This is a genomic window from Pseudomonas sp. CCI4.2 (genome assembly GCF_034350045.1).
Lineage (GTDB): Bacteria > Pseudomonadota > Gammaproteobacteria > Pseudomonadales > Pseudomonadaceae > Aquipseudomonas.
The window spans coordinates 3,740,224-3,753,509 of the sequence record NZ_CP133781.1 but is presented as its reverse complement, the minus strand read 5'-3'; the positions used below and the strand labels follow the sequence as shown (position 1 = coordinate 3,753,509).

9 protein-coding genes are annotated in these 13,286 nt (G+C 55.9%); 7 read left to right on the top strand and 2 right to left on the bottom strand.

Going from position 1 to position 13,286, the window contains the following annotated elements; all coding sequences use genetic code 11:
* The first annotated feature begins 34 nt into the window (after positions 1 to 34).
* From gcl to RHM65_RS17110, 5 genes are all read left to right on the top strand, one after another.
* On the top strand, positions 35 to 1,810 hold the full coding sequence (gene gcl, locus RHM65_RS17130) for a glyoxylate carboligase (RefSeq protein WP_322164771.1): 1,776 nt from the start codon (positions 35 to 37) through the stop codon (positions 1,808 to 1,810).
* A 40-nt stretch (positions 1,811 to 1,850) separates the two neighbouring features.
* Complete coding sequence (hyi, locus tag RHM65_RS17125; RefSeq protein WP_322164772.1) at positions 1,851 to 2,633, top strand: hydroxypyruvate isomerase; 783 nt, start codon at positions 1,851 to 1,853, stop codon at positions 2,631 to 2,633.
* A 142-nt stretch (positions 2,634 to 2,775) separates the two neighbouring features.
* The gene (locus RHM65_RS17120; RefSeq protein WP_322164773.1) at positions 2,776 to 3,678 is read left to right on the top strand and encodes a 2-hydroxy-3-oxopropionate reductase; all 903 of its coding nucleotides are present in this window, start codon (positions 2,776 to 2,778) and stop codon (positions 3,676 to 3,678) included.
* 160 nt (positions 3,679 to 3,838) lie between these two features.
* Complete coding sequence (locus RHM65_RS17115; RefSeq protein ID WP_322164774.1) at positions 3,839 to 4,675, top strand: aldo/keto reductase; 837 nt, start codon at positions 3,839 to 3,841, stop codon at positions 4,673 to 4,675.
* A gap of 161 nt (positions 4,676 to 4,836) precedes the next feature.
* Positions 4,837 to 7,356 (top strand): HWE histidine kinase domain-containing protein, encoded by a 2,520-nt coding sequence (locus tag RHM65_RS17110; protein WP_322183831.1) that lies wholly within the window; start codon positions 4,837 to 4,839, stop codon positions 7,354 to 7,356.
* A 371-nt stretch (positions 7,357 to 7,727) separates the two neighbouring features.
* Here the strand turns inward: RHM65_RS17110 and RHM65_RS17105 are convergent, their stop codons facing one another.
* Positions 7,728 to 8,252 (bottom strand): DUF3087 family protein, encoded by a 525-nt coding sequence (locus tag RHM65_RS17105; protein ID WP_322164776.1) that lies wholly within the window; start codon positions 8,250 to 8,252, stop codon positions 7,728 to 7,730.
* A gap of 351 nt (positions 8,253 to 8,603) precedes the next feature.
* On the opposite strand from RHM65_RS17105, the gene ppnN reads away from it, so the two are divergent.
* Positions 8,604 to 9,977, top strand: coding sequence for a nucleotide 5'-monophosphate nucleosidase PpnN (ppnN, locus tag RHM65_RS17100; protein ID WP_322164777.1), 1,374 nt, complete (start codon positions 8,604 to 8,606; stop codon positions 9,975 to 9,977).
* A gap of 197 nt (positions 9,978 to 10,174) precedes the next feature.
* Positions 10,175 to 12,832 carry a hypothetical protein gene (locus tag RHM65_RS17095; protein ID WP_322164778.1) on the top strand — a complete coding sequence of 886 codons (2,658 nt, stop codon included), beginning with the start codon at positions 10,175 to 10,177 and terminating at the stop codon, positions 12,830 to 12,832.
* 86 nt (positions 12,833 to 12,918) lie between these two features.
* Here the strand turns inward: RHM65_RS17095 and RHM65_RS17090 are convergent, their stop codons facing one another.
* Positions 12,919 to 13,275, bottom strand: coding sequence for a hypothetical protein (locus tag RHM65_RS17090; RefSeq protein ID WP_322164779.1), 357 nt, complete (start codon positions 13,273 to 13,275; stop codon positions 12,919 to 12,921).
* Positions 13,276 to 13,286 lie beyond the last annotated feature (11 nt).

Genomic DNA, 13,286 nt, shown 5'->3' with positions numbered 1-13,286 from the left:
GGTACTCAAACTATCGACTTCAGGAGACTACCAAATGACTGTCATGCGCGCTATCGAAGCGGCCGTTCTGGTGATGCAACGTGAGGGAATCGACACCGCGTTCGGGATTCCCGGTGCAGCCATCAATCCGTTGTACGCAGCCCTGAAGAAGCTCGGCGGCATTGATCACGTGCTGGCACGTCACGTCGAAGGCGCTTCGCACATGGCAGAGGGTTACACCCGCGCGGTCGCAGGCAATATTGGGGTGTGCATCGGCACCTCAGGCCCGGCCGGCACCGACATGATCACCGGCCTGTACTCAGCCTCGGCAGATTCGATTCCGATCTTGTGCATCACCGGACAAGCGCCCCGCGCCCGCCTGCACAAAGAAGACTTCCAGGCAGTAGACATCGCCAGCATCGCGGCACCGGTGTGCAAATGGGCGACGACGGTAATGGAACCGGGGCAGGTGCCGTATGTGTTTCAGAAAGCGTTTCAACTGATGCGCAGCGGACGGCCTGGTCCTGTGCTCATCGACCTGCCGTTCGACGTGCAAATGGCCGACATCGAATTTGACATCGACGCCTACGAACCGCTGCCCATCGTCAAACCCAAGGCCAGCCGCAAGCAGGTAGAAAAAGCCTTGGCGATGCTCAATCAGTCCGAGCGCCCGCTGATTGTGGCCGGTGGCGGCATCATCAACGCCGACGCTTCGGCAGCTTTGGTTGAGTTCGCCGAGCTGACCGGTATTCCGGTGATTCCAACGCTGATGGGCTGGGGCACTATTCCTGACGATCACCCCCAAATGGCGGGCATGGTCGGGCTGCAAACGTCCCACCGATACGGCAACGCCACGATGCTTGAATCGGACCTGGTGCTGGGGATCGGCAATCGTTGGGCCAACCGCCACACCGGCACTGTTTCGGTGTACAGCGAAGGCCGTAAATTCATCCATATCGACATTGAACCGACGCAGATAGGTCGGGTGTTGATGCCAGACTTGGGCATCGTCTCCGATGCGGGCGCTGCTTTGGAGATGTTCCTCGAAGTCGCTAGGGAAATGCACGTCGCCGGAACGCTCAAAAACCGCAGCGCCTGGCTGCACAGTTGCCAGGAGCGCAAACGCACCCTGCAACGTAAAACCCATTTCGACAACGTGCCGGTCAAGCCGCAACGGGTGTACGAAGAAATGAATCGTTACTTTGGCAAGGACACCTGCTACGTCACCACCATCGGGCTGTCGCAAATTGCCGGGGCGCAATTCCTGCACGTTTACAAACCACGCCACTGGATCAATTGCGGCCAGGCCGGGCCGCTGGGCTGGACAATTCCAGCAGCACTGGGTGTGGCCAAAGCTGATCCTGGCCGCCAGGTTGTTGCGCTGTCCGGGGACTATGATTTCCAGTTCATGATCGAAGAATTGGCCGTGGGTGCGCAGTTCAAACTGCCCTATATTCACGTCGTAGTGAACAACTCGTACTTGGGCTTGATACGTCAGGCGCAGCGCGGTTTTGACATGGACTTCTGCGTGCAATTGGCCTTCGACAACATCAATGCACCGGAACTGGAAGGGTATGGGGTGGACCACGTCGCGGTGGCTGAGGGCTTGGGCTGCAAAGCGATTCGCGTCACCGATCCGGCCCACCTGCAGGCAGCGTTCGCTGAAGCCAGCTCCCTGATGCAGCAATACCGCGTTCCGGTGGTCGTCGAAGTGATTCTGGAACGAGTGACTAACATTTCCATGGGTACAGAGATCAACGCCATTAATGAATTCGAAGCGCTGGCAGAGTCCCGCGCCGACGCCCCTACATCTGTCAGCTTGATGGACTAAACCTGATTGACTGACAACCGTTTCGACTGAGGAGCCCACCATGCCACGCTTATGCGCCAACCTGTCCATGCTGTTCACCGAACATGACTTTCTGCACCGCTTCGACGCCGCCGCGGCGGCGGGTTTCACCGGGGTTGAATACCTGTTCCCTTACGAGTTCAACTCGGCGCAAATCAAGGAGCGGCTGGATGCGAACGGGCTGACCCAGGTGCTGTTCAATCTACCTGCGGGCGACTGGGCCAACGGCGAACGCGGCATCGCCTGTCACCCGGACCGCGTCGAAGAGTTTCGCGGCGGGGTCGATCTGGCCATCGCCTACGCCCAGGTTTTGGGCAACACGCAAATCAACTGCCTAGCGGGGATTCGTCCGGCTGAGGGCAGCGATGAGCTGATCGAAAACACCTTCATTGCCAACCTCAAATACGCCGCCGACAAACTTGAAGCCGTGGGTATTCGGTTGATCATGGAAATGATCAACACCTTGGACATTCCAGGCTTTTACTTGAACACCACTCGCCAGGCACTGGACATTCGCGACAAGGTCGGCAGCAAAAACCTGGCGCTGCAATACGACATCTACCACATGCAAATCATGGAAGGTGACCTGGCTCGCACGCTAGAGACCCACCTGCAGGTGATCCAGCACGTGCAGTTGGCCGATAACCCTGGCCGCCATGAGCCCGGCACCGGGGAGATCAACTATCACTTTCTGTTCGAACACCTGGACCGCATCGGCTACCAGGGCTGGGTCGGCTGCGAATACAAACCGCTGACCAGCACCGAAGCAGGATTGGGCTGGCTGAAAACGTATAACGTGATTTAACAACTTGCCTGTGAACCAGGCAACTCGGTTCATCAGATAAACCGCAGTGCAGCGTTCGCAGGCAAGCCTGCTCCCACAGAATTCCCATTCGCCTGAATGCGTTCGTTGAATTCAGGCAACCGACTACAAAAGGATCACAACCATGGCAACAATCGGATTTATCGGAACCGGCATCATGGGTCTGCCCATGGCTCAAAACCTGCTCAAGGCAGGCCATACGCTGATTCTGTCAGACCATCACAGCACCCCACCCGGCTCGCTGTCCGAGGGCGGCGCACAGGTGTTGCACAGCCCGAAAGCCGTCGCAGAAGCCTCAGAGTTCATCATCGTTATGCTGCCCGACACCCCGTACGTCGACGCCGTGCTGTTTGGCGAAAACGGCATCGCCGAGGGTGTATCAGAGGGCAAGGTCGTTATCGACATGAGTTCGATCTCCCCGTCTGCCACCAAAGTCTTTGCCGAGAAAATCAACGCCACCGGCGCGCAATACCTTGACGCGCCGGTGTCTGGTGGTGAGGTCGGCGCCAAAGCAGCCACGTTGAGCATCATGGTCGGCGGCAACCAGGCCACCTTCGACCGCGCCCTGCCGCTGCTGCAAACCATGGGTAAAAACATCACTCTCGTGGGTGGCAATGGCGACGGTCAAACCGCGAAAGTCGCTAACCAGATCATCGTCGCCCTGAACATTCAGGCGGTGGCTGAAGCGCTGCTGTTCGCCGCTAAAAACGGTGCTGATCCCGCTAAGGTCCGTGAGGCACTCATGGGCGGTTTTGCAGGCTCGAAAATCCTCGAAGTACACGGTGAGCGGATGATCAAAGGCACGTTCAACCCCGGCTTCCGTATCGCGCTGCACCAGAAAGACCTGAACCTGGCACTCGAAGGCGCTCGCGAACTGAACCTCAACCTGCCCAACACCGCCAATGCCCAGCAAGTGTTCAGCACCTGCGCCGCCATCGGTGGCAGCCAGTGGGACCACTCAGCGCTGATCAAAGGCCTTGAACACATGGCGAATTTTTCTATACGTGGTGCAGAACCTAAAGCATGAGGCCATAACCTTTACGCAAATCGGTAGGAGCCAACGTATTGGCGAAGGTCCTTCGGACCTTATCGCAGCCTTCGGCAGCTTGCGCCTACAGAAAACTCTGTCGCTGTTGGGCGTATGCTGCGTTCATGCGCTTTCGCTCGCTGACGCAGGATTATTATCAATGTCACAAGCTCCGCTGATAACGCTCAATGATGGTGTGCAAATTCCTCAGTTAGGGTTGGGCGTCTGGCAGCTCACCGATGAGCAAGCCTTCGACTCATCTACGGCCGCGCTTGCCGCTGGCTACCGGCATATCGACACTGCAATGATCTATGGCAATGAGGCCGGTGTGGGTCGCGCCGTGGCTGAGAGTGACGTGCCGCGTGAGGATATCTTCATCACCACCAAACTATGGAACGCCGACCACGGCTTCGACAAGACGCTGCGGGCGTACGACGCTAGCCTCAAGCTGCTCGGGCTGGAAAAGGTTGATTTGTACCTGATCCACTGGCCGCTGCCGGCCAAAAATGCGTACGCCGCCAGTTGGCGTGCCTTGGTACAACTGCAAAAAGAAGGCCGTATTCGCTCGATTGGGGTGTCCCATTTCAACGCGGATCATCTTGAAAGAATCATCGGTGATACCGGTGTAAAACCGTCGGTCAACCAAATTGAGATCCATCCGGATTTCGTGCAACAGGAGTTACTCCAGTTTTGCCAATCCCAAGGCATTCATACTGAATCCTGGAGCCCGCTGGGCCAAGGTGGTGAGTTGCTCAACCAGCCGGTATTAAAAGGTATCGCTGCCGGCCACGGCCGCACCGCGGCGCAAGTGATTCTGCGCTGGCACTTACAGACCGGACGCATTGTCATACCGCGCTCCAGCAACCCAGGGCGAATTGTCCAAAATTTCAGCGTGTTTGATTTTGAATTGAGTGCTCAAGACATGGCCGCGATAGCCAGCATTGAGCAGGCCAAACGCCTGGGCCCTGACCCGGCCACATTTAATTTGGGGGCTTAATGTCACCTGATAGCCCAAGCACCACTCAAACGAGGTAGTAAGCGCTTTCTCAGGTAGTATGCATCGCACAGGCGTGTACTACCCTGAACCGAACACGGCAAGCGAGCCGCACCCTCCGGCCCGCTCCACTCTAAGCGCCTATATTTCCGGTAATTCACCCGATGCCCCGCACCAACAATAATCTTAATGAGTGCGATCGCGAACCGATCCATCGGCTTGCCCGGGTTCAGACATTTGGGTTTCTAATCGGGGTGTCCCATGACTGGCTGATAACGCACGTCTCCGCCAATCTCAGCAACTTCCTGCCCTTTTCTGCGGAATCGGTGATCGGAAAACCGTTGGGCGACATTGTTCCGTTGCCAACCCTTCACGCACTGCGCAACGGACTGCAGTTCATGGCCTCTGCAGACTCGGTAGAACGGGTCTTCGGTGAGCCGTTGTTGCCCGATCAACTGTTTGACTTCGCCATTCATTACAGCGGCTCAAGCATTGTGATTGAAGCCGAACCCGCAGCAACGGTTCACCGAGCAGACTCGGCGCCCACGCTTCGCGCCATGATCATGCGGCTACAGCGACCAGGAGACTTACTGACGCTGTGCAAAGAAGCCGTTCGCCAGATAAGGGCGTTGACCGGTTATGACCGGGTGATGGTGTACCGATTCGAGCAGGACGGGACCGGAGAAGTCATTGCCGAGAAGGCGGCCACGGGGATGACGGCGTTTCTGGGCCTGCGCTACCCCGCTGGCGATATTCCGCAACAAGCCCGCGCGCTGTATGTGCGCAACAGCCTGCGTATCATCGCGGACGTCAGTGATTGGGGTGCAATCATCCTGCAAGACCCCGTAAACCCTACGCTCGACCTGTCACTCAGCGTCCTGCGCTCAGTCTCGCCCGTTCATTTGGAATACCTGAGCAACATGGGTGTCGCAGCCTCATTATCGATTTCGATTATTCACCAGGGACAACTGTGGGGCCTTATCGCCTGCCATCACGGTGTATCGGGCCCGCTGTCATTGGAAATTCGTACGACGGCCGAGTTATTCGGGCAGATGTTTTCCCTGATGCTTGAAAGCCGCGAGCGGGATACCGAACTTAAACAATCGCTCTACAAGCGCGCATTACATGATCAGTTAATCGCAAGACTGAGTACGGTCACGCCGATATTTAAAGGTCTTGGCAACGCCCTCGACGATTTCGCCGGGCTGATTGATTGCGATGGCGTTGGGTTGTGTATCGACGGCAGGGTTCGCATCAGCGGCTATACACCTGACGAACAGGCGTTTTACGCCATGACCGGCTTCCTCAACCATGCCGCAACCGCTGACGGGTTTTCTACTTGCGCACTGGCAAGTGTTTACCCCGTAGGCGATAAGTTCGTCGAGGCTGCCGCCGGGGTGCTGGCGATCCCGCTGTCGCTCACCCCTGGCGATTACCTGGTCTTTTTCCGTCGCCAATGGCGCCATTCAGTGAATTGGGCGGGTAACCCCGACAAGAGCGTCGTGGCGACAGATGACGGCGAACGACTGACACCGCGCAAAAGTTTTGCAGTGTGGAGCGAACAGGTCGAGGGACAGAGCCGCCCGTGGACCGACGGTGATCATGCAGTCGCCCGGCACCTGCGCACCGCGCTTTTGGAAGTTATTCTGCGAGTAAAAGACCCCAGCAGCATCGAGCGTCAACAAGCCGATGAAAAACGGGAATTGCTGGTGGCCGAACTCAACCATCGGGTGCGCAACATCTTGACCCTGATTCGAGCCGTTGTGGGCCAAAGCCGAGACACCGAAACGACACTTGAACAATTTATTCAATCAGTCAGCGGACGGATCCAGGCACTGTCCCTGGCCCACGATCAAATCACCGCCGATCAGTGGAGTGCCGCGCCCCTGCGCGCCCTCATCGACGCCGAAGGCAAAGCCTACCTGTCTCAAGGTCATGAACGACTCAAGATTGATGGCCCCGATGTGCTACTGGACCCCCAGGCATTTTCCACGGTTGCGCTGGTGGTTCATGAACTGATGACCAACTCGACCAAGCATGGCGCGCTGTCAAACGCCCAAGGGGGAATCAACATTGACTGGCGCCTTGACCTGGCCGGGCGGCTGACGCTGTCCTGGAAAGAGCATGGGGGGCCGGCAGTCACGCCGCCCAGCCGTCGCGGCTTTGGTAGCACCATCGTCGAGCGCTCGATACCCTTTGATCTAAAAGGCACTGCCGAGGTGCTTTATGCGCGGCATGGTCTTGAAGCGAGCTTTGTCATTCCGTCGGCCTTTGTAAAACTGGCCAGCACCCGACCGTTAGCAAAAGCAGCGGCTCAAACAGCCTGGCCGTCCACGTATCATGGACGGGTGTTGGTTCTCGAAGACAACATCATTATTGCGCTTGAGGCCGAGGATATTCTGCTCAAGCTCGGCGCGCAGGAGGTCGACATTACGTCCAGGGTGATTGATGCGCTGCGCATCATTGACCAAACGCCACCGAGCTTCGCGTTGCTCGATTTTAACTTGGGAAGCGAAACCAGCTTGCCGGTAGCGCTGAGTCTCAAGCAGAAAAAAATTCCCTTTGCGTTTGCTACAGGCTATGGAAATGAGCTTCGTGTGCCGGCCGAACTCGCTGGCGTCGCCATCATCAAAAAGCCCTACGGCGTGGAATCTTTTCTGGTTTCAAAGCCCTCCGTTGAGTAAATCAGCTGCGATTTTCGGATGTCCGCACCGGCCCGCCGTGCTCTGACAGCAGCGTAATGCTGTAAATCGGTTTGCCCGCGACTACGTTGACGAACTCGAACGTCGCGCATATCGCAAGCCCAAGCACTTGGAATTCGGGATAAAAGAATGAGTCCGATATCTTGCATGGCAGTGGACGCCCGTATGACCTGACGGTGATGGAATCTATAGGAGCTGCCTAAGTCTCTGTGGGCGTTGGCTTGCCAACGACGTCGACAACATTCCCCATTGAGCGTTTGGGTTCAATGAGGAAAAGCTTACCGTCAGAACGATACGACTCAAATGTCAAAGACACCACTTTTCAGGACATAGTAACGGTTATTAGAATTCGCTTAGACGCGAGCTTTGACGGCATTGATCCACGCAGGGTCAAATCGAGCCTGATCGGTGTCGATCCCTAGCTGGGTCATCCGCACCCGGTGTTGATCTATTTCTTGGATCATTTGCAGGTGAGCACTGGAGTTGGCATCCAGCTGATGCATTTCGCTAATGCCCAGATGGTAAAAGCGCAGCAACTTCATGGCCGTTGGATCGTTAACCTCCACACCAGCGGTCACGTAATGCATCACGTTGGTAACTTTCATCAAGTTACGTTTTAGCTGCCAACCGTACACAGCGGGTGCCATCCAGCCTTGTGACCAAAATTTAAACCGCACCAACGCGACCGTCAGTAACAGGCCAATCACAACGCCGGCTGCATTCAACCAAAAATTATCCCCGCCTGCTTCGCCAAACAGCTTGACCGCGACGCCGGACAACACGACCGCCAACACCGCGAACGTCAGGGCAATAATCAACGTACTGCGCCGGGTTTGTCGGCGATAGGTTTCAGGATTCAGGTGTTTTATCTCGAACATGACTGCTGCCGAACTCCAAGGGTGAGTTGATTACAAAATGACAGGGCATTATCGCCCGTAGAAAGGGTCACACACACAGTTAATCAGTTTTCCGGGGCATGCCATTTGATCTGAGTGCCGGAGTAAGATACGAAAACCACTCGCTTTCCACTGTTTATTGGCTCATAGATCTTTAACTGCCGCTCTCTGCTGCGCCGCGAGACAGCTCGCCACCGATGGTCCCCACACACCATTTGCATTCGTGCCCGGTCGCCGGAGAAAATGCCCGCCGCGCGATCATCTGCGGCGCTCACTTATTTTGAGGCAACTGCTCCCCTTCTGGCGTGGTTGCCTCGTTTTCAGGAATTCAGAATGGCTTTAAGACACGTAATTAACGCTTCGGTCAGCCCAAAGGGCAGCCTTGAAACATTGTCCCAACGCGAAGTTCAACAATTGAGCGAAGCCGGGTCAGGCAGTATTTATAAATTATTCCGCCAATGCGCCCTGGCAATCCTCAACACCGGCGCCCACGTTGATAACGCCAAGACCATTCTTGAGGCGTATGAAAGCTTTGAAGTTCGCATCCATCAGCAAGACCGTGGTGTGCGCCTGGAATTGCTCAACGCCCCGGCCGACGCCTTCGTCGACGGAGAGATGATCGCCAGCACCCGCGAAATGTTGTTCTGCGCCCTGCGCGATATCGTCTACACCGAAAACGAGTTGGACAGCCCACGTATAGACCTCGAAAGCTCTCAAGGCATCACCGATTACGTGTTCCATCTATTGCGCAACGCCCGCACCTTGCGTCCTGCGGTAGAGCCGAAGATCGTCGTGTGCTGGGGCGGTCACTCGATCAACACTGAAGAATACAAATACACCAAAAAAGTCGGCCACGAACTGGGCCTGCGCAGCCTGGACATCTGCACCGGCTGTGGCCCTGGCGTCATGAAAGGTCCGATGAAGGGCGCAACCATTGCCCACGCCAAACAACGCATCAGCGGCGGCCGCTACCTGGGCCTGACTGAGCCGGGCATCATTGCGGCCGAAGCGCCGAACCCCATCGTAAACGAGCTGGTGATTCTGCCGGACATCGAGAAACGTCTGGAAGCCTTCGTCCGGGTTGGCCACGGGATCATTATCTTCCCAGGTGGCGCAGGCACCGCCGAAGAGTTCCTTTATCTGCTCGGCATCTTGATGCACCCGGACAACCAGAACTTACCGTTCCCGGTGATTCTGACCGGGCCGAAACATGCGGCGCCGTACCTGCAACAACTGCACAACTTCGTCGGCGCCACCCTGGGCGAAGCTGCACAGCGTCGCTACCAGATCATCATCGACGATCCGGTTCAGGTCGCACGGGAAATGAGCGCCGGGCTCAAAGAGGTCAAACAGTTCCGTCGCGAGCGCAACGACGCGTTTCACTTCAACTGGCTGCTAAGAATCGACGAAGGTTTTCAGCGTCCGTTTGATCCGACACACGAGAACATGGCTAATTTAAAATTGAGCCGCGACCTGCCACCTCACGAACTGGCGGCTAATCTGCGCCGGGCGTTCTCTGGGATCGTGGCGGGCAATGTCAAAGACAAGGGCATTCGCCTGATCGAAGAACATGGCCCGTATGAAATTCACGGTGACGCTGCCGTGATGGAACCGCTGGACCACTTACTGCAAGCCTTTGTCGCGCAACACCGGATGAAACTTCCCGGCGGCGCGGCGTATGTGCCGTGTTATCGCGTGGTGACGTAAGAGGCTTCATATTTCCTGCCGGACACTCGTGTCCGGCATTAAAACCATCGCGTTTTGTAGGAGACGCAGCGCTGTCGCGCAGCAAAAACGAGGAAATTAAATGGATTACGCGGTGTTTGATGAGAGGGTTGCAAAGTAACCACCCGCGGCTAGGCTAAGTTCAAATAAAACGACTGCCAACACGGGCAGGACATGCCATGGGCAAACTAGACTCGAAAGATCCTATCAAGTCTGCGCAGTCCGATATTGAACTGCACCGTATTACGGAGCGACGCAAAGCTCTCGATATCGATCAGCGACCCGATCATCCGCGCCATTGGGGTATTGCGTTATCCGGCGGAGGTATTCGTAGCGCGACGTTCGCCCTTGGCGTGTTGCAAGCGATGGCACGGGCACCGGCCCTGCCGATCAAACCTTGCCGCAAGCCATCGCAGCAAAGCGATTACTTATTACCCCATTTCGATTACTTGTCCACGGTCAGCGGCGGCGGCTATATAGGTTCGTTCTTCATTAGTTTGTTTGTACCGGGCCGACTTACCGGCAACCCATCACCTTCGTCGTCTCCGTCTCTTGAGGGACACTTTGCCGCAGCTGAAAATGCCTACGCGGCACTTCGCTTGGAGCCCCCTGGGCGCATTCATACCACACGCGATTACAGTGAAAACCGCGGCGAAGCGGCCATGGCGTGGCTTCGAGAAAACGGCCGCTACTTACTGCCGTCCGGTTCTGGAGACTTTTTCTATGCGATGGCGCTGACGCTGCGAAATCTGCTGTCGGTGCAGTTTGTGATCGGTATGCCGGTGCTACTGATTCTTTCGTTACTGGCAATGGTGCGGCTTTATGTCAATGCGCTGTATTGTGCACCCGGCATCGTCGACCCTGAAAGTGGAGTGGGGATGCTGCTTTGCACATCGCTCTGGTGGCTACCCCTGTTGTGGTTAGTCGCGGCCGGAGGGCCACTGGTGCTCGCGTTCTGGATGGTCTATTCAGTCAATAGCCAAGATGAAAAGGTGGAGGCGATCAGTTGGTGTAGCGTCATCATGAGCATTGTGGGTATCGCGTTTGCTGGCGCCGCATTGAAGATGGCCCTACCAGCAAACTTGACCGCCATCTTTTTGTTGGGGGCGTTCGAAATCGGAACCATGCTGTTGGTGTTCCTGACCCTCATTTTTTTTATGTACCTCAACAGCACAAGCACCACCTTCACCGGCCCATTTAACAGCGTGCGCAATTACCGAGTTCTCATCACGCGGTTACTTTCTCAACAGTTGATTGCCGTCATTGCCATGGTATTCATTGCAATCGTTACCAGTCTGACCGAGTGGGTATATGGCCAGTTGCACGAACACCCTTGGTCCAGTATCGCCGTTGCCACCCCGCCCGCTCTCATCGCACTGGTACGTCTATTTTCAAAGTTTCTGGATGATAAATCGGTACCGGGCTGGCTCAGCAAACTGCCGACAGACATTCTGGCCGGTATTGTCGGGTTTTCGATCCTGCTCTCTATCACCGTGCTGTGGGGTTTGCTCGTAGCGTGGGTGCGCGACGATGTGTCACTCATCAGCCTAACGAACAGTTCCGCCTACTATGGGTTAGTGATCTTGTCAGCAGCGGCGCTGGGGCTGACGTTATCATCCGGTCAGTTCATCGGCTTTATCAACCTCTCCTCGTTACAAGCCTTTTACTCTAGCCGCCTCGCCCGAGCCTACCTCGGCGCCTCAAACGGTCAGCGCTTTACGTTTGATACTAATATCCAGTCTCAACGGTCGCGCTTAAGCGTTGCTGATGCGATGGCAGGCGACGACCTCCAACTAGGGGACTATTACGCAAGCGTCTGCGCGCCCATTCATTTGATCAACGTGACCATGAACCTGACCGTGGACCCTGCTGAACAACTGGTTCAGCGGGATCGCAAAGGCAAGCCGCTGTGTATTGCCCCTGGCGATGCTAAAAGCTCAAGCAAAGTCAGCTTCATACTTGATGGAGAATTACGCGCGCAGCAGAACAAATGCTCGCGCAAAAGCGAGATTAACCAGCCGCTGTCCGTGTCCTACTGGATTGCGACTTCTGGTGCGGCCTTGACCACCGGTCTAGGCCGCGCAACCTCCTTGGGAACGTCCATGGCGCTCGGTCTGGCTAACGTGCGTTTAGGGACGTGGTGGCCGTGCAACTTTGATTCAAAAAGTCTAACCCAGTCCATCTACCAAAAAGTCTTCCCCATTCAGGCCTATCTGCTCTACGAATTGACGGCTCGCTTCCACGGGTTGCGGCGCGAATTTCAGTACCTCTCTGACGGAGGGCACTTCGAGAACACTGCCGCTTACGAGTTGATCCGCAAGGAACGTGATATTGAACTCATTGTGTTATGTGACAGCGGTTGCGATGTTAACTATGAGTTTGACGACTTAGCCAATCTCACTCGCCTTGCCAGGATTGATCAATCGCTGGAAATAGAAGTCGATACCGAGATTCTGAAGCACCCCATCCTTGGCTCTATTTTCGGCGACGTCGGCGATTTCAGCCCCCAGAAAGAAGCCGACCAGCGCTGCGCCTTATTGCTCAATGTCTTCAAAAAAGACTGCCAACGCGACTTACAAAGCCGGATCCTAGTCTTAAAACCGCGAGTGATCGTTGGCGTGTCTGCGGACGTATCAAACTACGCCGTACAGAATCCGAAATTCCCCAACGAAAGCACCGCAGATCAGTTTTTCAACGAGGCACAGTTTGAGAGCTATCGCCAGCTAGGATTGACCATTGGCCAATTGCTGTTCGGTCATGCCGAGTCTGGTAAATCGAAAGTGGCGCAAGCCCTCTGGTCCTATTTATGGTCTGAGCAAAGCGATATCACCGGTTGAAGAAAACAGTGCCCTGCTCAACAGGCACAAAATCCGGAGTCTTTATCAAACTTGTGCCTGTGGGCTCAGCGGGTCGTCTATAAGGTTCAGGATTTCGCTTTGTAGCATATTAAGGATGCTGCTGCGTTGCGGTTCTCCAGCGCCAGGCTGACGTCCCGGGCCTTGATACTAACGCGCACGCGTTGGCCCAACGGCAGTTCGCTCAACGGCAAAAATAGCCAACCGCCCGGCACGCATACACGACTCAGGCGGAAGATTTCGTCATGGGCGTCGAGCACGCCTTCCAGCGCGGTTTCAGCTTCATCCAGATGTGCCAACGGCAGATCGGCACGGGTCAACAGTTGGTTCCGCGGTCCGGCGGCGCGCAGTTGGCCGTTTTCCACGTAGAGCATGTGGTCTGCCAAGCGGCTGACTTCCTCCAACGAGTGACTGACGTAATGCACCATCGCTCCTA

What these genes read in the sequence shown, in the direction of transcription:
- RHM65_RS17120 (WP_322164773.1), top strand. Translation starts at nt 2,776, where the DNA reads ATGGCAACAATCGGATTTATCGGAACCGGCATCATGGGTCTGCCCATG.
- RHM65_RS17095 (WP_322164778.1), top strand. Translation starts at nt 10,175, where the DNA reads ATGGGCAAACTAGACTCGAAAGATCCTATCAAGTCTGCGCAGTCCGAT.
- RHM65_RS17105 (WP_322164776.1), bottom strand. Translation starts at nt 8,252, where the DNA reads ATGTTCGAGATAAAACACCTGAATCCTGAAACCTATCGCCGACAAACC.
- RHM65_RS17115 (WP_322164774.1), top strand. Translation starts at nt 3,839, where the DNA reads ATGTCACAAGCTCCGCTGATAACGCTCAATGATGGTGTGCAAATTCCT.
- gcl (WP_322164771.1), top strand. Translation starts at nt 35, where the DNA reads ATGACTGTCATGCGCGCTATCGAAGCGGCCGTTCTGGTGATGCAACGT.
- RHM65_RS17110 (WP_322183831.1), top strand. Translation starts at nt 4,837, where the DNA reads ATGCCCCGCACCAACAATAATCTTAATGAGTGCGATCGCGAACCGATC.
- ppnN (WP_322164777.1), top strand. Translation starts at nt 8,604, where the DNA reads ATGGCTTTAAGACACGTAATTAACGCTTCGGTCAGCCCAAAGGGCAGC.
- hyi (WP_322164772.1), top strand. Translation starts at nt 1,851, where the DNA reads ATGCCACGCTTATGCGCCAACCTGTCCATGCTGTTCACCGAACATGAC.